An 18036-nucleotide genomic window follows, 5' to 3' on the forward strand; every position below is an offset into this window, starting at 1 on the left:
GGTGTCCAGGTTCGGGGTGTCCAGGTTCGGGGTGTCCAGGTTCGGGGTGTCCAGGTTCGGGGTGTCCAGGTTCGGGGTGTCCAGGTTCGGGGTGTTCAGGTCTGAGGTGTTCAGGACCGACGCGAGCAGTGCGAGCACCCCGGCCGAGCCGTACTGCACGGCGCAGGGGTCGGCGGTCTCGCCGAACCCGGAGACGGGCCACAGACGCCGGGCGCCGGGATCGCGGTCCATCCGCCGGAGCGTGTGCGCGATCCCGTCGCGGAGCAGGCGCTCCTGACCGGCGACGGACAGACGGCGGACGCCCCCCGCGGCCGTCGCGCCCCGGGGCGTGGTGTCCGGGGCGGAGGCCGGCAGTGGCCCCAGGTCGTCGAGGAAGGCGCCGACGCGCCGCAGGTCCCAGCGTCGGGCCGGGTTCTCGCGCATCAGGCCGAGGATCATCGGCCGCAACGCCGAGGCCACGGCGTCGCCCTCGGTCGCCACCTCGACCAGCCCGCGCACCCGGCTGTCCCACGAGCGGCCCGCGGGCGGCTCGTCGGAGCCGAGCAGCGGCCGGCAGGCCGTGGCCAGGTGCAGCACCGTCGCGCCCAGGGCGTACAGGTCCGCCGCGGCCCCCGCGGCCGGCCCGTACATCGGCCCGCGCACCTGCTCGGGCGGCGCGTACCCGGCGGTGTAGGCCTTGGTGACGGGCGTGCCGGGGACGGCGGCCATCTCCAGGTCGACCAGCCGGCAGGAGCCGTCCGGGCCGGCGATGACGTTGTTCGGCGTCAGGTCCCGCAGCACGAAGCCCCGCTCGTGCACGGCGGCGACCAGGCCGGTCAGCGCGCGCACCGCGGTCAGTGCCACGTGCGGCCAGCCGTCCGGGTCGGCGGCCCTCGCCTGCTCCGCCCAGGTGGTCAGCACGGCGCCGTCGAGGTGTTCCTGCGCGAGGAACACGTTGTCCCCCTGCGTGAACAGGGCGACCTTGCGGCTGGTGACGCCGAGCGGCCCGAACAGGTCCAGCATGTCGGCCTCGTGGCGGAGGCGGTCGCGTTCGTCCTGGCCCTGCAGGGTGGCGCTGATGTGCGGGCGGGCCTGCTTGATCACGACCTGGGCGCCGGAGAGCCGGTCCTCCGCCAGGAACACCCCGCCCTTGGCGCCGTGGCGGATCGCCTGCCGCACCACGAACCGGCCGGCCAGCTCGACGGCCTCCGGCGCGGCGGTCCGCACCGGGGCCCGGCCGGACTCGAACGGGCAGGCGGCCCATTCCGGCGGCGAGTACCAGGCGTTGCGCCGGTCCACCAGGCAGGCGCCGTCGGGGGCGGTCAGCGGCGAGCTGTAGACGCCGTCGTTGTCGAGCACGCTGGGCGCGGAGAACACGCCGTAGCGGTAGTGGACCAGGCTGCCCGGCCGGTAGGCCCGGTCGGACAGGACGGACGGGCCCGGCAGGCCGTACGTGGCCCGGTGCAGGTCCTCGGCGATGGCCGTCGCCGCCTCGTCGTCCGGGGGATAGACGGTGATGAACTTGCCGGCCGATCCCCGATGGACGTTCCTGGACAGCAGGCCCGTCAGGTCGGCGAACGTGGCCGCGAACTTGAACGGGCACCGATGCCGCACCAGCACCTCGGCCGCCCGCGCCAGCACGACGGGGGCCGACAGCGGCGTCGCCGACACGTGCAGCTTCCATCCCTGGGCCCGCGTCCCGGCCCGCCGGGGAGCCACGTACGTCCACGGAGGGCGGTGGCGGACGTCCCACCCGTCCTCGGAGGACCGTCGCAGGGCGGCCCGCACGAGGTCCTCCAGCAGGTGGAGGTCCGCGCTCACCCGCTCGTCCGTGCCTGTCGTGCTCATGCTCACGCCACAACCTCATGCCTGATCGGATTCGGGACGTTCCCGGCAACGGCCGTACGGCGGCGGCCGAGCAGGCCGCCGCCGTCAGGTTGATCAGTAGAAAAGGCTGAGCGCGAAGCGCGAGCCGGACACCTCGCACCGGAAATCCTGGACGATGCCCCCGCTGGTGACGGCGCTGAAACCGGCCCGCACACACTGGTCGCGGTACTGGTAATACCCCGCGAGGTGCCACGACCCCGACACGGCCGACGCGGACACGGCGGACGCAGGCATGGCGGACGCAGGCATGGCGGAGCCGGTCACGGCGCCGAAAGCGAGCCCACCCGCGACGAGGGCGGCCGCGGTCAGACGTCGAATGCTCATGTTTCCTCTTCTCCTCAGGGAACGGCGTTCTGCCGTCAAGATGTGCCAGGAGACTTGGGAAACACTTGTGGGCCGTCCTTAAGGCTGCGGCGGCCTCCTTAACGCTGCCTTCAGGGCGTGCCTCGTCCGGTGCGCAGGCCGTCGAGGATGAGCGCGAGGTAGCGGCGCCACGGTTGCGCGCCGCCGGAGGACGGCAGGTCCATCACCGAGTCGATCATCGAGACGATGGGCGCGATGTCGCCCACCGTGATGTCGGCGCGCAGCGTGCCCTGCTCCTTGGCGCGGGCGATGAGGCGGCCGCAGGACTCGGCGATGCCTTCCCTGGCGCGCTCGATCAGCTCGCTCTCGCCCGCGCCCCGCCGCATCAGCTCGCGCAGCCCGCGGTCGGTCGCGGCCTGTTCCAGGGCGTGTTCGATGAAGGCTCTGAGGGCTTGGTAGGCGTCCTGTGCCGCCTGCGCGGCCTGCGCCGCGGCGCGGATGTCGTCGAGCCTGCCGGCGTAGACGGCCTCGGCCAGGGCCTCCTTGTTGGGGAACCGGCGGTAGACGGTGCCGACGCCGAGCCCCGCGTGGTGGGCGACGTCATTGAGGGTGGCCTGCAGCCCGCGCGCGGCGAACACCTCCCGCGCCGCCGCCAGGGTGCGCTGCCGGTTGTGCTCGGCGTCGCGGCGCAGCGCCGGTGTCTCTTCGCTCATGGCATCCCGTCCGTCGGCTAACTGGATACAGCATATCCGCTTCGTGTTAGGCTCCATCGCGTAAGCGGATATGTCATATCCACTTCGGTGGATGTGCCGACGAGAGCAGGTGAACATGCAGACCGTGATCATCACTGGCGGCACCGACGGGCTCGGCAAGGGGCTGGCCCTTCACCACCTCCGGCAGGGCGCTCACGTGGTGGCCCTCGGCAGCACCGCCGGAAAGGGGGAGGCCCTGCTCGCGGAGGCCGAGGCGCTGGCCGGGCGGGCCACGTTCGTGCGCGTCGACCTCACCTCGCTGGCCGCCTGCCGGGGCGTCGTCGAACGCCTCGCCGCGGACCATCCGGTCGTGGACAAGCTGATCCTCTGCGCCCAGCGCTACCGGCTCCTCGGCGGCCGCGCGACCACCGGCGAAGGCTTCGAGCACAGCTTCGCGCTGGCCTACCTCAGCCGTTTCGTGCTGAGCCACGGCCTGCACGACGTGCTGCGGGCCGCGCGGCGCCCGGTCGTCATGAACGTGGGCACGCCCGGCGTGCCGCTGGGCCGCATCCACTGGGACGACCTGCAGCTGACCCGGGCCTACAGCGGCGCCAAGGCCACCCTGCAGTCCTTCCGGGCCAACGACCTGCTCGGAGTCGCCTTCGGCGTCCTGTACGCCGGCAGCGGCGTCTCCTACGTCGGCTACAACCCCGGCGTGGTCTCCACCGGCATGCCCGCGAGCCTGCCGCAGCCGCTGCGTGCGGCGACACGGGCGTTCTTCACCGTGTTCGCCACGTCGGTGCCGAAGGCGACCGAGCCCATGACCGCGCTCCTGGACGACCCGCCGGCCGAGCCCTTCACCGCCCACTGGGGCAAGCGCCGGCTGCCGCTGGACGGCCGCGCCTTCGACCGGGACGACGCCCTGCGCCTCCATGCGCTCACGCAAGAACTGATCTCGCGCTGACACCAGCGTCCCGACCGAGAGGAGACAAGCACAGATGACATTGAACGACATGACCGGCAGGACCGCCCTGATCCCCGGCAGCGCCGGGGGCATCGGCATGGAGACCGCGCGCGGCCTGGCCAAGCTCGGAGCCTCCGTCGTCCTGGTGGGGATCGACCGCGTCCAGGCGCAGCGCGCCGCGCAGGAGATCCGCGCCGGCGCCGGACACGATCGGGTGCACGCCCTCGCCGCCGACCTCACCGGACTCCAGGGCCTGCGCCGGATCGCCTCCCAGGTCGCCGAGCGCCACGACACGCTGGACGTCCTGGTCAACAACGTCGGCCTGAACCGGCCGCGCCCGGGTCGTCAACCTGACGGGCGGCATCCCCGGCGGCCCCATCGAGCACGACAACCTGCTGGGGGAGCGGCGCTTCATCGGGTGGAGGTTCAGCCACTACAACCACACCAAGACCATGACGATGGCGCTGACCGCCCGGCTCGCCCGGGAACTGCGCGGCACGGGGTGACGGCCAACGTGGTCTACCCCGGGCACGGCTACGCGCCGATGAACAGGGCGACCCCGATCGGCGCGTTCCCGAGGCTCTACCGGCCGATCGCGCCTTTGGTGCTGAAGGTCGTCGCGCCGCTCTTCCTGTCGGACCTGACCCGATCGGCCCGCTCCAGCATTCACCTGGCCGCGAGCGCGGTCGACGAACGCAACCAGAACGCCGTGTGGGACCTGTGCGCCCGGCTGAGCGCGAGCATCCTTACCGAATCTACAATGTAAAGGCGGTCCCCAGGATTCGCTCACGCGAATCCCACCCGGCAAAAACCAAGCGCCGACAAGCCTAGGCGCGGCCGGAGCCCGCTTCTATGCTCCGTTCGTGGCGGACATCAGCTACTTCGACGCGTGGGGGTTGTGGCTGCACGGCAGGTCCACGCTCGGCAACGACCTGCTCGGCCTGCCGATGATCTGGTGGGGCCGCTTCGGCAAGATCCTCTCGTTCGTGTCCGGCGCGGCGGTCGTCGTCGACCTGGTGGGACCGGAGAGGCTGAGCCGATATGGCGCGCGGCTGACCCGGTTCATGGCGAGAAGGCCCAGCGGGGGGCCCTTCATCGTCGGTCTCGTCACAGGGGCGGCCGTCGCGTTGGTCGAGGAGCAGACCGAGGTGCCCTGGTATCTGGGGTTGCTGCTCGGGTCGATGCTGGGCGGGGCCGCGGGCCTGCTCGCGGTCAGGGCCGGGCGGACGTTGCAGGATCCGGAGCTTCCGATGACGTTGAAGTGGGTGTCCTTGGGGCTGTTCTTCGTCGGCTTCCATTTCGATCTGCTCGCCTCGTAGCCCTGCTGGTCGGCCAGAAGGCCAAGCTGGTCGGCCAGAAGGCCAATCAGGCGTCCTTCCCAGGGCGGAGATCGTCGGTGGGGATTCAGGGTTCCCGTAGGGGATTACTCCGACGCCGTGCCGCCCTCTCGTGCCGGATCTTGGTACGGCGGAGGCCGAGAGCCGGACTCCGCCGTATCGGAGGAGTGACGTGAGGGGAAGACGTACCGGCGCGGCCGTCGTGGCGTGCTTGACCGTGTCGTTGACGGCGACGCCTGCTGTGGCCGCCACGGCAGCGGCGGAGGCGAGCGCGAGTTTGCGGGCGATGCTGGACAAGGTCGTGGCAGGCGGTGCGGTGGCCGCGATCGCCGAGGTTCGCGATGGGGACAGGACCTGGCGAGCCGCCAGTGGCAAGGCGACGATGAACAGTGCCCGGCCGGCCCCGGTGGACGGGCGCTTCCGGGCCGGGAGCGTGACCAAGTCGTTCACGGCGAGCGTGGTGCTTCAACTGGTGGGGGAGGGAAGGCTGCACCTGTCCGACAGTGTGGAGCGGTGGCTGCCGGGGCTCGTGGACGGGGGCGCCGACATCACGATCAGGCACCTCCTCCAGCACACCAGCGGTCTTCCCGAGTACTCGACGGGCATGATGGACGAGGCGGGCATCCCCAAGGAGCGTTTCCGTACCTGGTCGGCACGTGAACTGGTGGAAAGAGCGGAGAAGCTCCCGCGCGATTTCCCGCCCGGGTCCGCGTACGGGTACTCCAACACCAACTACATCGTGCTCGGCCTGCTGATCGAGGGGGTCACCGGCAGGCCGTACGCGACGGAGATCAGGGAGCGGATCCTGCGGCCGCTCGGGCTGCGGCACACTCGCGTGCCGGGAGCCTCGCCGGAGGTGCACGGGCCGCATGCCCACGGATATGTGCCGGTCGCCAGGGGTGGCGGGGTCGTCCCTGTTGACGTCACACGGTTCAATCCCACGATGGCCGGGGCGGCGGGGGAGATCGTCTCCACCACCGGGGACGTCAATCGGTTCTACCGCGCCCTGTTCCAGGGCAAGCTGCTCCGCCCTGATCTGTTGAAGGAGATGAAGGATCCCGGCACGACCGAGGGGTATGGGCTGGGGTTGGAGCTGGCGCCTCTTCCCTGCGGCACGGCGTTCGGTCATGGCGGCGGTGCTCCGGGCTACCTCACGGTGGCGTTCAGCTCGGCGGACGGTTCGCGGCAGGTCACGTTGTCGATCACGCCGTTCTCCGGTGACCCTCATCAGGCGGCCATGGCCTTGCTGACCTCTGCGCTGTGCCCTTAGGGGGCCTCGGTCGGGATGGCCGAGTGCGGCGTCGGCGACTTCGTGGTGTCGGGGGTACGGCGTCGTGCGGCGAGCACGGAGTCGAGCAGGCCGGGGAAGAGGGTGTCGAGGTCCTCCCGGCGCAGCCGGACCAGCCGGGCGCGGCCCTGCACCGTCGTCCATGTCACGCCGGCTTCGCGCAGCACCCGGTAGTGGTGCGACAGCGTGGTCTGGTGCACGTCGATGTCGGCGCCGATGGCGTTGCAGTGGTCCTCGCCCATCCGGTCGAGCCGCTGGACGAGGTCGAGGCGCACGGGGTCGGCCAGGGCGCGCAGCACCTCCACCAGCCGGATGGCCTCGGTGGCCGGTTGTGACACCTCACGCATGGTCGCCCCCTGTGTTCCGCATGCCTGTCACGCTACCAATTGATGGATATATGGACAAGTATCCATCTATTCCCTAGGGTTCCCCTCGATACGTCCGAGGTCCCTATGAAAGGTGGCACCGTCCGGTGTTGCGACGACTTCTCCCTCTGGCCCTGGCGACCTTCGCCGTGGGCACCGACAGCTACGTGATCGCGGGCCTGCTCCCGGCCATCGCCGCCGACCTGCGGGTCTCCACTCCCGCCGCCGGGCAGTTGGTGACGGTGTTCGCCCTGGTGATGGCCCTGTCGGCGCCGATCATGGGCGCGCTCACCGGTGGGCTGGACAGGCGGACCGCGCTGCTGGTCGCGTTGGGCGTCTTCGTGGCCGGCAACGCCGTCACCGCTCTGGGCACCGGTTACGAGGTGGTGATGACCGCCCGCGTCGTCACCGCGGTGGGCGCCGGGATGATCAACTCCGCTGCGTCCAGCACCGCGGGGGCGATCGCGCCTGCGGAACGTCGGGGCCGGGCTCTGGCCTTGGTGCTGGGCGGGCTGACGGCGGCGACGGCGTTGGGCCTTCCGCTCGGCACGCTGATCGGCCGTGCCGACTGGCACGTCACCCTGTGGGCGGTCGCCGGGGTCGGCTTGGTCGCGGCCCTGGGGATCGCCGCCGGGCTGCCCGAGGTGCGGCTGCCCGCCGCCTCGCTGGGGGAGCGGCTGCGTCCGCTGAAGGAGGGCCGGGTCGTGGCGCTGCTGGCCGTCACCACGCTGGTCTTCCTCGGCGCCTACACCCTCTACACCTACATCGGGCCGGCCCTGCGGGAGGCGACGGGCGGCTCCGCACCGCTGTTCGCCGCCGTCCTGCTGGCCTGGGGGGTCGGGGTCCTGGCCGGGAACCTCGTCGCCGGACGGCTGGTCGACCGGTACGACCCCGCGCACGTGCTGACCGGGCCCCTCGTCGTCGCCGTCGTCGCCCTGGCCCTCACGCCGGTGGCGACCGGCACGTTCGTGTGGGCCCTGGCATGGGCCGCGGTCTGGGGTGTGGCCCTGGGCGTCGTCGTCGTGCCCCAGCAGCATCGGCTCATCGCGCTCGGCCCGGCCGCGGCTCCGGTCCTGCTCGGCCTCAACTCCTCGGCGATCTACATCGGGATGGCTCTCGGCGGCGGTCTGGGCGGGCTGGCCCAGGAGTGGTTCGCCGTCGTGCCCGCCGCGTTGGGGCTGCCGGCCGCGGGCGTCACGACTGTGGCACTGCTCTGCCATCTGACGACCGCCCGCCGCCGTACGCCCGCCGCGCCCCGGCCCTCCTGAGTGCGGGTGGTCAGCTCGACCCGGTGGCTCCGGGGAGCAACGCGGCGGCGGCGCTGGACAGGAGCGGCCCGAGGATCACCAGGCCCGTCTGCAGGTCGGTCATGAGGTTGTGGTCGACCTCCAGGATCTGCTCCAGCTTCGCGCGTTCCTCGGCCCGGGCGACCACCGTCGCGGCGTCGTCCGCGTCTCCGAGGGGGAGCAGGCCGTCGCAGAGACGGGTGGCGGCCTCCCGTAGCGCGGCGCGGGCCGGCACGTAGGCCAGGGCCACCAGCAGCGACCCGTTGCCGCCGAAGATCAGGACGGCCCCCTGGGGCGATGGCGCGGGAGAGGCGCCGAGCGCGAGCGTCGCCAGCGCGACCAGCAGGCCGACGGCGCCCAGCAGCTGCCGCAGCAGCCGCCGGAAGCTGATCAGCGTGGCCACCCGGGTGCCCGGGCCGCCCTCCAGTGCCCCGGCCGACCGGCGGATGCCCGACATCGTGGCCGCGGCCGGAAGGGCGCCCAGGCAGGCGATCGCCGACAGGGCCCAGCCCCGCCAGCCGGCGAGCGGATCGGGGGACAGGGCCAGGGCGAGCACGACCAGGAGCAGGGCCACCAGCAGCAGGGCGCCGAGCGGCCGGAGCACCTCGCGGACGCGGGCGGGACGCAGGGCCGTCAGCTCTCTCCAGCGCTGGGCGCCGTAGGCGAGGACGGCGCCCGAGGCGGCGGTCAGCGCCAGGGCGAGGGCCGCCCACATCTCCCACCGGGGAGCCGTCCGGTGGGCGGAGGTGAGCACGATGGCCAGGCCGAGCGCGAGCGCCGTCACGACGGCGACGGTTCGGAGCACGGGTTCCCCCTCACCGCGGGGTCGGAGCCGGACGGCGATCGTGTCAGACGCCCCGGCCGGTGTCCATGCTCACCCCTCGACGCGACCAAGCCAGGCGTCCTGGGCGTCGGCCAGCTGGTCTGCCAGCGGTAGCGGGACGAAGCGGCACGCGAACTCCATGCCGGCGTCCGTGCCGTCGCCGTGGACCCGGTGGTGCCAGGCGTCGGGGCTGTCGGGGGCGGCGGTGAGGTGGAAGAACGTCGTGTGCCGGGGCTGCCCGTTGTCCTCGCGAGGTTTGTGGTCGACCGCGATGGGCCCGACGACGGTGAGCTCGGTCAGGCCGGTCTCCTCCGCGACCTCCCGCAGGACGGCCTGTTCCAGGCTCTCGTCCGGCAGGACTCCGCCCGCCGGCACCTGGGTGCCGGCTTCGGGCACGTCGACGTGGTCGAAGACGAGGAGTTCGGGGGTGGTCCGGTGGCGGATGACGTAGGCGGCGACGCGGATTCTCGGCTCGGGCATCCGTTCATGATCGCAGAGGCCGAGCCGAGGGATCCGGGTGGTCTACGAGACGTACAGCAGCCAGTAGGGGGGCTTGGCGTAGATGCTGTTCAGGCGGCAGGAGGCGGTCTTCCCCGCGGCGGTGTACGGGGCGGCGGCCCGCGCGCAGGCGTCCGACGTGGGGTAGACGCCGACCAGGACGGGGGTGGAGGTCTGCGCCGTGGCCGCCTGGGCGGCGGCGGGGAAGGCGAGGGTGGCCAGGACAAGTGCGACGCCGGTCGCGGCGCGGCGGAAGGTGTTCGTGTTGATGACCATGGGGTGAACGGTAGAAGTCGTCCCCTTCCGCGGTCGTCAAAGCGATCCTTGATTCCCCGTCCCCCTCGGGGATGATTTCCGCGGCCGGGACGTCGTCCTCCTGGCAGGGGGAGTGTGGTCGAATCGCTCCCATGACGATCGAGTACGTCCCCGTCTCCGGTGACGGCCGCCTGTGGGCCGAGCAGGCCGGCGACGGTCCTCCCATGGTCCTGCTGCACGGCTCCGTGCACGACAGCCGCCTGTGGGACGGCGTCTTCCCCGAACTCGCGCGCCACCGCACCGTGATCCGGTACGACGCGCGGGGCCTGGGCCGTTCGACGCCGCCGACAGCGCCGTTCCGCTACGAGGACGACCTGCTCGCGGTCCTCGACCACTTCGGCGTCGAGCGGGCCGCGCTGGTGGGGCTGAGCATGGGCGGCGAGGTCGCGCTCGACTTCACCTTGGAGCACCCGGAACGGGTGCGGTCCTTGACCCTGGTCGCGGCGTCGGCCGGCGGCCATGACTGGCCGAGCTCTCCCGAGCTGGACGCCTACGCGGCGGCCGACCGCGGGGACGACCCCGGCCGCCTGGCCGAGATGGAGCTCACGCTCTGGGCCTCGCTGGGCGACCGGGCGCCGGGATACGCGGCGATCCGCGACATGGTCACCGAGAACGCCGGGCTGCGGGTGGCCGTCGAGAAGGGGCATGCCCTGTTCGCGGAGGTGGGCGCCGTCGAGCTCCTCGACCGGGTCGCGGTGCCGACGACCGTGGTGGTCGGCGACCACGACCACCCGGAGATCGGCGTGATCGCCCGCCGGCTCGCCGCGGGCATTCCCGGCGCGCGCCTGGAGATCATGGCCGCCGCCGACCACTACCTGCCGTTGCGCGCGCCGGAGCGGCTCCTGGCCGTCCTGCTCGCCGATTGAAAGGCGTGCCGACGGCGGCGCGGTCGTCGGGCATAGGGTGATCGGCATGGCATCGCGGCTGGTTCAGGTGAACGTCAAGGCTCGGCGCGACGTCTGCCGACGTGGGCCAGGGCGACGTGCCGTGGGTCGTCATGGCCGATCCGGAGGACAACGAGTTCTGCGTCCTGGGCGCCCCGCGCTGACCCGGGACGCGCTCAGCGGGTCACGGTGGTCTCCCGTCCCATCCGCGCCAGCTTGTCGGGATTGCGCACGTGGTAGGCGCCGGTGACGTAGCCGTTCTCCACGCGCACCGCCACGACTCCGTCGATCTCGCCGTCGATCCGCACGAGCAGCCCGGGCCCGCCGTTGATCTGCACCAGCTCGACCGATCTGTCCGCGTCGTGCTTCCACCAGCCGGCGGCCAGCAGGCGGGCCACGTTGTCGATGCCCACGACGGGCCGCGGCAGGGCGTGCCGGCGGCCGCCGCCGTCGCTCAGGGCGACGACGTCCGGCGCGAGGACGTCGAGCAGGCTCTGCAGCTCGCCGGTCTCGACCGCCCGCTGGAAGGCCTGGAGCGCGGCCCGCGTCTCGGCCGGGGAGGTGGTGCCGCGCGGCCGGCGGGCGGCGACGTGCGCCCGCGCCCGGTAGGCGATCTGGCGGACGGCTGACGGGCTCCTGCCGACGGCTTCGGCGATCTCGTCGTAGTCCAGCTCGAACACCTCGCGCAGCACGAACACCGCCCGCTCGGTCGGCTGCAGCGTCTCCAGCACCAGCAGCATCGCCATGGAGACGCTCTCGGCGAGTTCGACGTCCTCGGCCACGTCGGGGGCGGTCAGCAGCGGTTCGGGCAGCCACGGCCCGACGTAGGACTCCTTGCGCCGGCCCAGCGCGCGCAGCCGGTCGAGCGCCTGCCGGGTGACGATCCGCACCAGGTAGGCGCGCTCCTCCCGGACGGCGGCGAGGTCGACGTCCGCCCATCGCAGCCAGGTCTCCTGCAGGACGTCCTCGGCGTCGGCGGCCGAGCCGAGCATCTCGTAGGCGACGGTGAACAGCAGGTTGCGGTGGGCGACGAACACCTGGGTGGCGGAGCCGGGCGGCCCGGCGTGTTCGTCGTGATCGGTCATGTCCCGCTCCTGCCTGTCCGCTCTCCGCACTGCCACACGCACAAGACGCCGCGGTGCGCCGCCGCGTAACACGTCCGGCCGGTGGCCTACGTCACAGGGGCGCCGGTGTTACGGGGGCCGGGGCGGCGGCGTCTCGTGGTCGTCAGGACGCCGCGCGGACGATCCGCGCGGCGCGACGACGAGTCGAGAGTGCGAAGGGAAGTCTTCCTCATGTCCATGTCCACGACGACCGGCCGGCGGTCGCGTATGCCCAACCCCCTCCCCTTCCTCCCCGAGCTGGCGGTGGTCGGCGAGGGGCTGCACAAGGCCCTGCGGAACGGGGTGATCCCCCCGGTGACCATCGCGCTGCTGCAGCTGCGCGCCGGGCAGCTGCTGGGCAGCACGTACTTCACCGTCAGGGAGACCGCCGACCTGCGCGGGCTGGGGGAGCCGGAGGAGCGCATCACCGCCGTGGCCACCTGGCGGGACGCCACCTGTTTCACCGAGGCGGAACGCGTCGCGCTGGAGCTGGTGGAGGCGGTCCTCACCCCGAACCCGTCGGGGGAGCGCGTCAGCGACGAGCTGTACGCCAGGGCGTCGGCGCTGCACGACGACAGGGCGATGTGGTCGCTGGTCATGGCGATCGCCCACATCGGCTTCTTCACTCCGGCGGCACTCATCGCCAAGCCGATCCCCGGCATGCCGCCCGGCCGGAACTACAGCGAGTGAGAAAGGCGCCTGACATGAGCATCACCACGTTCGCGGTGGCCGGGGCGACCGGCCGGCTGGGCCGCCACGTCGTCGACGTCCTGACCGAGCGGGGCCACCGGGTCGTGCCGATGTCCCGCGCCACCGGCGTGGACGTCGTCACCGGTCAGGGCCTCGCCGAGGCGCTGACCGGGGCGCAGGTCGTCATCGACGTCGCCTCCTGGCACTCCTCCGACCAGGAGGCGGCGACGGAGTTCTTCCGCGCCTCGGCCCGCAACCTGCACGAGTACGGCCGCCAGGCCGGGGTCGCGCGGATCGCCGTGGCGTCCATCGTCGGGGCCGACAAGGCCACCGCCGGGTTCCTGGCCGCCAAGAGGGTGCACGAGGAGCTGCTGCTGGCCGGGCCGCTTCCCGTCCGCGTGCTGCGGGCGGCGCAGTTCCACGAGTTCGTGGGGCAGCTGCTGGACTGGCAGCCCGGTGACGTGGCCTATGTCCCGGAGCTGCCCACCCAGCTCGTGGCCTGCCGCGTCGTGGCCGAGGAGCTGGCCGACCTGGCCGTCGCCGCGACCGTGCCCGGCACGCCGATCCCCGAGATCGCCGGTCCGCGCAGGGAGACGCTGGCGGAGGCGGCCCGGCTCCTGGGCGCCCGCCGGGGTGTCAAGGTCGTGGGCGTCGACGGCGCGGGCATGCCCGACGCCGAGCAGGCCGCCGCCGGCGCGTTCCTGCCCGGCCCGCACGCCAGGCTCGCCGGCCCGACCTTCCGGGAATGGCTCGACGCCCAGCCCTGATCCGGCCCCGCCCTTGTCCTCGGTGGGACGCCGAGGGCAAGGGGTTCCCGGTGCGGTCGTCCCGGAGGCCGCCGTCTGGATGATCTTCGAAAATTGTCCGTGCCCTGCGCCATGATGACACCGCTCGTCTCCGCATAACGGATCTTGAAGGAGCTGTCATGACCGCACAGGAAACCCCCGGCTGGTCCGATCTGGGGTGGGACTCCTGGACGAACCTCGCCCTGGTCCGCGCCAGGCTGGCCGCGGGCGCCGACCCCGACGAAGGCGCGTACTTCCACGAGCGTCCCCTGCACGTCGTCGCCGAGCGCGGTTCACCGGAGGTGGTCGCCGAGCTGGCCGGCCGGGTCGCCGACGTCGACGCCGAGTGCGAGGGCCGCACCGCGCTCTGGGAGGCGGTCTTCCATGACCGGCCGGACAACGCCCGTGCGCTGGTCTGCGCCGGAGCCGACCCGTGGCGGCCGATGATGGGCGGCTGGTCGCCCGGCCGGCTCAGCCTGGCCGGTCCGACGCCCGGCCTGTTCTTCCCGTTCCCGCCCGGCCACGCCCGGCTCACCGAGGCCGAGACGGCGGCCGTGGCGGAGGCCGCGCGCCTGGTCGGCGTCCTGGAGGGCCTCGACGGCGACGGCTTCAGCCTGACGTGCGTGCGCGGTGTCAGCGCGGCCGAGGCGGCGCGCCTGCTGGCCGCCGAACCCGCCACGGAGGAGGAGCTCGAAGAGGTCGAGGAGGATCCGTTCGACGACGACGCGCTGCGGTTCGTCGGCGTCACCGACGTGCCGGGCGGCTGCGTCGTCTTCCAGGAGTGGGGGTACATGGCCGCCACGCCCGGCGTCATGAAGGCGCTGTCGGCGGGCACGGTCGCCTACGGCATGTACGCCAATCCCAAGAGCGGCAACCAGGGCAGGGTCTACCGCGACGGCCAGGTCGAGGAATGGGACACCCATCCGGGCGGCGGCGACGCCTTCCCGGAGGACTCGCCGGAGGAGATCCTGCGCACGTACCTGTACGACGGGTGCGCCGAGGCGTACTGCTTCGCCGGCGCTGGGCTGCGCCCGGCCGACGCCCGCTCGCTCACGGAACCGGACACGTTCCTGCGGCTGCCCGACGGCGACTACTGGGCCTGAGCGTTCTCCTCCCGGGCGCCGGTGCCAGCGTTCTGCCAGCCGGGTGACAGCCCTGGCGGCCAGGCTGCTGTCTCCACCGACGTGAAGGCAGGGCGTGATGGGCGGCAAGAAGTCGATGCGATGGCGCAGCGCGGACGTGACCTCGAAGGACGGCACGACGATCGCCGTGCTCAGCGCGGGGCGGGGGCCGGGGCTGCTGATGATCCCCGGGAACAACCGGCGCGCCCACCACTACGGGGCGCTGGCGCGAGCACTGTCCGGCACGCACAGCGTGCACGTGATCGAACGGCGCGGACGCGGCGGCAGCGGCCCGCAGGGCCCGGCGTACGGCGTGGACACCGAGGTCGAGGACGCGCTGGCCGTCATGGACCGCACGGGCGCGCGCCTGGTCTTCGGCCACAGCTACGGCGGTCTCGTCGCCCTGCACCTCGGGTTGCGGCGCAGGGTGGCCGCGCTCATGGTCTACGAACCGGGCGTGAGCATCGACGGCTCCTTCCCCGCCGGCTGGCTGCCGGCGTTCGAGCGGCTGCTGGCGCAGGGCAGGCACACCGCGGCGATGGCGGCCTTCCTCAAGGCCACCCGCCTGGTTCCGGTCGGCGACGCGCCGGCGCCGGTGTTCCGCGCGCTGGCGTTCCTGATGCTGCGCGGGGCGGAGGGGCGCGACACGCGGGCGATGATGGCGACCACCCCCGCCGAGATCGGCGAGATCGTCCGCCTGGACTCCGACGGCGCCAGGTACGCCGGCGTCGGCTCACCGGCGCTGCTGCTCGGCGGCGACAGGTCCCCCGGTTACCTCACCGATGTGCCGGCTCGCCTGGCCCGCCTCATGCCCGACGCCCGGCACGAGATCATCGCCGGGCTCGACCACAACGCCCCCGACCTGAACGCCCCCGAGGTCATCGCCGAACGGATCCGGGCCTTCACGCGGTCGCGGGTCCCGGGGGCCGAGGGAACGATTTCGCTGAGCGATGCCCCTGAGCCATGGCATTCCGACAACTGAATCTTGCCGGTCACCGGGAATGCGGTTTCGGTGTGGCGTCGATGAGTGATTCGTGGCAAGTGTAAACATCGTACCGGTCTAGATGCCCTGATCGGCGTGCGGAAGGGCCGCATTCCGGTCTATGGGTTCGGATAGCGACTACGGGCTGCATTCCGAAAGGAACGGTACATGTTCTCACCCAAAATACGAGCAAATGCCCTCAGCAACCCCACCCGGCCGGCGGCGCCTCGTCTTGGGCGGACCATGACACGAGTGGCCCTGCGCGGCTCGCTCTCGACGGCCCTCGTCCTGGCCATGACCCCCGCCATGACCGCCGCCATGACCGCCGCCATGACCGCCGCCATGACCCCGGCCGCGCACGCGGACGGCGACGGGCGGTGCGACCCGCACACCTTCTACAAAATCCGTTCGCTCTCGCCGAGAAACTTCTTCATTCCCCGTACCCGCTACATTGACGGCCCCGGCGGCACCATCACGGTGACGGTGACCCGGGAATACGAGGTGAGGGCGTTCCGGGAGACGGAGAACGAGCATCAGTTCTCGATCACGACCGGAGATCTGGTGCGTAACCTGCGCAAGATGGGCGTGCCGCATCTCGAAGAGCGGCATATGGTCTTCACCGGCCATGAATACAGCCGGACTATCACTAAAGGGATGTACGGCAATATGTGGTACCGCGTTTTCGGCTACCGCATCGGCTGGTCGGCTTGGTCGGTCCTCGGCACCTGCAAGCAGGTCGAGATCGGCTCGGGGATAGCCAACGTGCCGGCCAGGGTGGAGGGCTGGCGGTACTGGGAGACCAGGCATCCCAAGTTCAGGGGCCGCATCCTGTCCATCGACGGCGCGGATCCCGACGCCGACAAGGGAGCGGGGTCGGGGGCGGCGCGGCCGCGGCCCCGGCAGTGGCAGGGGCCGGCGCTGGCGCCCCTGGCCAGGCCGTCGTTGCCGCGGGAGACTCCCGCGGCCGACAGGACCGAGAGGACCAGGCAGCGCAGACGCTGAGCCCCGGTTCACCGGCCCCGGTTCGCCGGCCCGCCCGAGCTCAGGCCTCCAGCGTGGCCTCGGGGGCCGGTCGGCGGCGCGGGGCGGCGAGGTCGTGGGCGGAGCGCGCCAGCCAGATCATCATCAGGACGCCCGAAACCGCGCCGAGAGCCTCGGCCGCGCCTTCCCCGCCGGCGAACGGCAACGCCGTCAGCACCAGGACCAGCGGCGTCACCAGGGCGGCGACGCCGTACGCGACGGTCGCCGTGCCCCAGCGGTCGTCGGAGCCCTGGGCCCGCAGGACCAGCACCGTCCAGACCAGACCGGCCAGGCCGCAGACCAGCTCCACCCCCTCCGGGACGGGCCGGCCGAGGAGGCCGAGCACGCCGATGACGGTGAACCCGCCGTACCCCAGCAGCCCGGCGCCCCGCATGTACGGCCGGCCGCGGCCCAGCACCCGCATGAACAGCACCACGAGCACGCACATCACCGCGGAGTCGAGCACCGTCGTGTCGGCCCACATCGACGCGGTGAGGTGGAGCAGGAACGTCGTGGCCGCCGAGGCGTACAGGGCCAGGCGCAACCGCAGGGCGTCGGGGTCCCGCGGGGGCGGCGGACCCGCCGGCGGCCCGCGCAGGATCTGCCAGATCCCCCAGGACCAGGACAGCCCGGCCAGGACCAGGAGGAACAGGTTCTGCCCGGTGGCCGTGACGCCTTCGGCCGCGGCCGAGAACAGCGTCAGCCCCCACAACGGGCCGAGCTCACCGGAGACCAGGGCGACGACGGCGGCGACCGTCAGCGCGGCACCGTACAGAACGGTGAGAAGCAGGGCGGGCACGGCCGAACGGTGACGACGTAACACAGGACGCTTCCCGAAGGGGGAGGGGGACGAACGCCTCACTCTACAATTGATCATGAGAAGTGACGCCAGACGGCGGGCGCGCCGCGCGCCACGATCCCCCCACTGACGAAAGGCGCGAACGTGATGTCCGCCCCCACCACCGGTGACGACTGGGAGTCGTCGCTGAGGCAGGCCTTCGGCGTCCTGCTGGGCCACCCGCTCTCCGGCTTCGACCCCGAGGCGGAGTACGCGGCCTGCTACAGCGGCAACTGGCTCGACGAGACGGGGTTCAACAGGGATCCGGCGTGGCTGGAGCCGGCCGCCCTCGCCGGCCGCGCGACGATCTCCAGCGAGAACCTGCTGCTGCTCGACGAGGTCGGCTACCCCGAGCTGCGGTTCGACCCGAGCCGGTCGTTGTTCGAGATCGACGCCGCGGCGGGGTTCCCGGCCGGCTTCGGGGACGAGCTGGTGGCCGTCAAGCTCGCCGGTTCCGACCGCTGGCCGCAGGTCGGCGGCGCCGAGCTGGCGCGCCTGACGGCCCGCCACGCGGTCGGCCTGCCGGCCACGGCCTGGTCCGTGACCAGCGCCACCATCGCCTCGGACGGCACGCTCCTCGACGCCCTCCGGGTCGCCACCGGCATCGGCGACGGCTTCGACAGCCTGGTGCCGTACGAAGGAGGCGACCCGGAGACGGCGGCGGCCGTCGCGGCCGTGGAGCACGCCGGGCTCCGGGCCCACCTGCGCGCGTTCTGCGCCCCCCGCTCCGACGAGCTGGCCCTGTGCCGTCAGGACATGCGCACGGCCAGGGACGAGGGCGGCGCGCTGGTGGCCCGGTGGGAGGGCGCCGTGGACCAGTACGAGATCACCGTCCGGCGGGTCGGCCCCTGACCGGTCACCCGCCGCCCGGTCCAC

Annotated in this window: 20 protein-coding genes and 2 pseudogenes; 13 read left to right on the forward strand and 9 right to left on the reverse strand. The window is 72.4% G+C overall.

The genetic code is table 11. The annotated features are described in order from the left end of the window. The 3 genes and pseudogenes from AB0C33_RS49100 to AB0C33_RS49110 all read right to left on the reverse strand — a co-directional run. A pseudogene (locus AB0C33_RS49100) lies at positions 1–1827 on the reverse strand (hypothetical protein); the annotation flags it as partial. Between the two features lie 93 nt (positions 1828–1920). Beyond that, positions 1921–2190 (reverse strand): hypothetical protein, encoded by a 270-nt coding sequence (locus AB0C33_RS49105; protein WP_358302089.1) that lies wholly within the window; start codon positions 2188–2190, stop codon positions 1921–1923. Between the two features lie 110 nt (positions 2191–2300). Next, complete coding sequence (locus AB0C33_RS49110; protein ID WP_358302092.1) at positions 2301–2882, reverse strand: helix-turn-helix domain-containing protein; 582 nt, start codon at positions 2880–2882, stop codon at positions 2301–2303. A 115-nt stretch (positions 2883–2997) separates the two neighbouring features. Between AB0C33_RS49110 and AB0C33_RS49115 the strand changes: the two genes are divergently transcribed. From AB0C33_RS49115 to AB0C33_RS49130, 4 genes are all read left to right on the forward strand, one after another. Next, positions 2998–3825 (forward strand): SDR family NAD(P)-dependent oxidoreductase, encoded by an 828-nt coding sequence (locus AB0C33_RS49115; RefSeq protein WP_358302095.1) that lies wholly within the window; start codon positions 2998–3000, stop codon positions 3823–3825. Positions 3826–3859: 34 nt separating this feature from the next. Further along, on the forward strand, positions 3860–4591 hold the full coding sequence (locus AB0C33_RS49120) for an SDR family NAD(P)-dependent oxidoreductase (protein WP_358302098.1): 732 nt from the start codon (positions 3860–3862) through the stop codon (positions 4589–4591). A 97-nt stretch (positions 4592–4688) separates the two neighbouring features. Beyond that, positions 4689–5144: a hypothetical protein gene (locus AB0C33_RS49125; RefSeq protein WP_358302101.1), complete on the forward strand. Its 456-nt coding sequence runs from the start codon at positions 4689–4691 to the stop codon at positions 5142–5144. A gap of 304 nt (positions 5145–5448) precedes the next feature. Then, on the forward strand, positions 5449–6432 hold the full coding sequence (locus tag AB0C33_RS49130) for a serine hydrolase domain-containing protein (RefSeq protein WP_358302103.1): 984 nt from the start codon (positions 5449–5451) through the stop codon (positions 6430–6432). Here the strand turns inward: AB0C33_RS49130 and AB0C33_RS49135 are convergent. Next, positions 6429–6797, reverse strand: a complete 369-nt coding sequence (locus AB0C33_RS49135; protein ID WP_358302106.1) for a helix-turn-helix domain-containing protein — start codon at positions 6795–6797, stop codon at positions 6429–6431. The two genes, AB0C33_RS49130 and AB0C33_RS49135, sit on opposite strands and share 4 nt — an antisense overlap. A 128-nt stretch (positions 6798–6925) precedes the next feature. On the opposite strand from AB0C33_RS49135, the gene AB0C33_RS49140 reads away from it, so the two are divergent. Then, entirely contained in the window at positions 6926–8083 is a 1158-nt protein-coding gene (locus AB0C33_RS49140; protein WP_358302109.1) for an MFS transporter, read from the forward strand. A gap of 10 nt (positions 8084–8093) precedes the next feature. Here the strand turns inward: AB0C33_RS49140 and AB0C33_RS49145 are convergent, their stop codons facing one another. From AB0C33_RS49145 to AB0C33_RS49155, 3 genes are all read right to left on the reverse strand, one after another. Next, the gene (locus AB0C33_RS49145) at positions 8094–8906 is read right to left on the reverse strand and encodes a hypothetical protein (RefSeq protein WP_358302112.1); all 813 of its coding nucleotides are present in this window, start codon (positions 8904–8906) and stop codon (positions 8094–8096) included. 69 nt (positions 8907–8975) lie between these two features. Next, a complete protein-coding gene (locus tag AB0C33_RS49150; protein ID WP_358302115.1) occupies positions 8976–9404 on the reverse strand; it encodes an NUDIX domain-containing protein in 429 nt (142 codons plus the stop codon). A 42-nt stretch (positions 9405–9446) separates the two neighbouring features. Further along, positions 9447–9698, reverse strand: coding sequence for a hypothetical protein (locus AB0C33_RS49155; RefSeq protein ID WP_358302118.1), 252 nt, complete (start codon positions 9696–9698; stop codon positions 9447–9449). Between the two features lie 131 nt (positions 9699–9829). Between AB0C33_RS49155 and AB0C33_RS49160 the strand changes: the two genes are divergently transcribed. Together AB0C33_RS49160 and AB0C33_RS49165 are read left to right on the forward strand one after the other, a co-directional pair. Next, positions 9830–10603: an alpha/beta fold hydrolase gene (locus AB0C33_RS49160; RefSeq protein WP_358302120.1), complete on the forward strand. Its 774-nt coding sequence runs from the start codon at positions 9830–9832 to the stop codon at positions 10601–10603. 80 nt (positions 10604–10683) lie between these two features. Then, positions 10684–10785, forward strand: a pseudogene (locus tag AB0C33_RS49165) (VOC family protein); the annotation flags it as partial. 12 nt (positions 10786–10797) lie between these two features. Here the strand turns inward: AB0C33_RS49165 and AB0C33_RS49170 are convergent. Next, complete coding sequence (locus tag AB0C33_RS49170) at positions 10798–11706, reverse strand: RNA polymerase sigma-70 factor (protein WP_358302123.1); 909 nt, start codon at positions 11704–11706, stop codon at positions 10798–10800. Between the two features lie 216 nt (positions 11707–11922). Between AB0C33_RS49170 and AB0C33_RS49175 the strand changes: the two genes are divergently transcribed. From AB0C33_RS49175 to AB0C33_RS49195, 5 genes are all read left to right on the forward strand, one after another. Beyond that, positions 11923–12414: a carboxymuconolactone decarboxylase family protein gene (locus AB0C33_RS49175; protein WP_358302126.1), complete on the forward strand. Its 492-nt coding sequence runs from the start codon at positions 11923–11925 to the stop codon at positions 12412–12414. 14 nt (positions 12415–12428) lie between these two features. Continuing rightward, a complete protein-coding gene (locus AB0C33_RS49180) occupies positions 12429–13181 on the forward strand; it encodes an NAD(P)H-binding protein (protein ID WP_358302129.1) in 753 nt (250 codons plus the stop codon). A 158-nt stretch (positions 13182–13339) separates the two neighbouring features. After that, the gene (locus tag AB0C33_RS49185) at positions 13340–14302 is read left to right on the forward strand and encodes a DUF6461 domain-containing protein (protein ID WP_358302132.1); all 963 of its coding nucleotides are present in this window, start codon (positions 13340–13342) and stop codon (positions 14300–14302) included. Positions 14303–14399: 97 nt separating this feature from the next. Then, positions 14400–15302, forward strand: coding sequence for an alpha/beta hydrolase (locus tag AB0C33_RS49190; protein WP_358302135.1), 903 nt, complete (start codon positions 14400–14402; stop codon positions 15300–15302). A 252-nt stretch (positions 15303–15554) separates the two neighbouring features. Beyond that, positions 15555–16304 carry a hypothetical protein gene (locus tag AB0C33_RS49195; protein WP_358302138.1) on the forward strand — a complete coding sequence of 250 codons (750 nt, stop codon included), beginning with the start codon at positions 15555–15557 and terminating at the stop codon, positions 16302–16304. 40 nt (positions 16305–16344) lie between these two features. On the opposite strand, the gene AB0C33_RS49200 is transcribed toward AB0C33_RS49195, so the two are convergent. Then, the gene (locus tag AB0C33_RS49200; protein WP_358302141.1) at positions 16345–17121 is read right to left on the reverse strand and encodes a hypothetical protein; all 777 of its coding nucleotides are present in this window, start codon (positions 17119–17121) and stop codon (positions 16345–16347) included. Positions 17122–17268: 147 nt separating this feature from the next. On the opposite strand from AB0C33_RS49200, the gene AB0C33_RS49205 reads away from it, so the two are divergent. Beyond that, positions 17269–18012, forward strand: coding sequence for a hypothetical protein (locus tag AB0C33_RS49205; protein ID WP_358302144.1), 744 nt, complete (start codon positions 17269–17271; stop codon positions 18010–18012). Positions 18013–18036 lie beyond the last annotated feature (24 nt).

Source organism: Nonomuraea sp. NPDC048881, from assembly GCF_040649795.1.
Taxonomy (GTDB): domain Bacteria; phylum Actinomycetota; class Actinomycetes; order Streptosporangiales; family Streptosporangiaceae; genus Nonomuraea.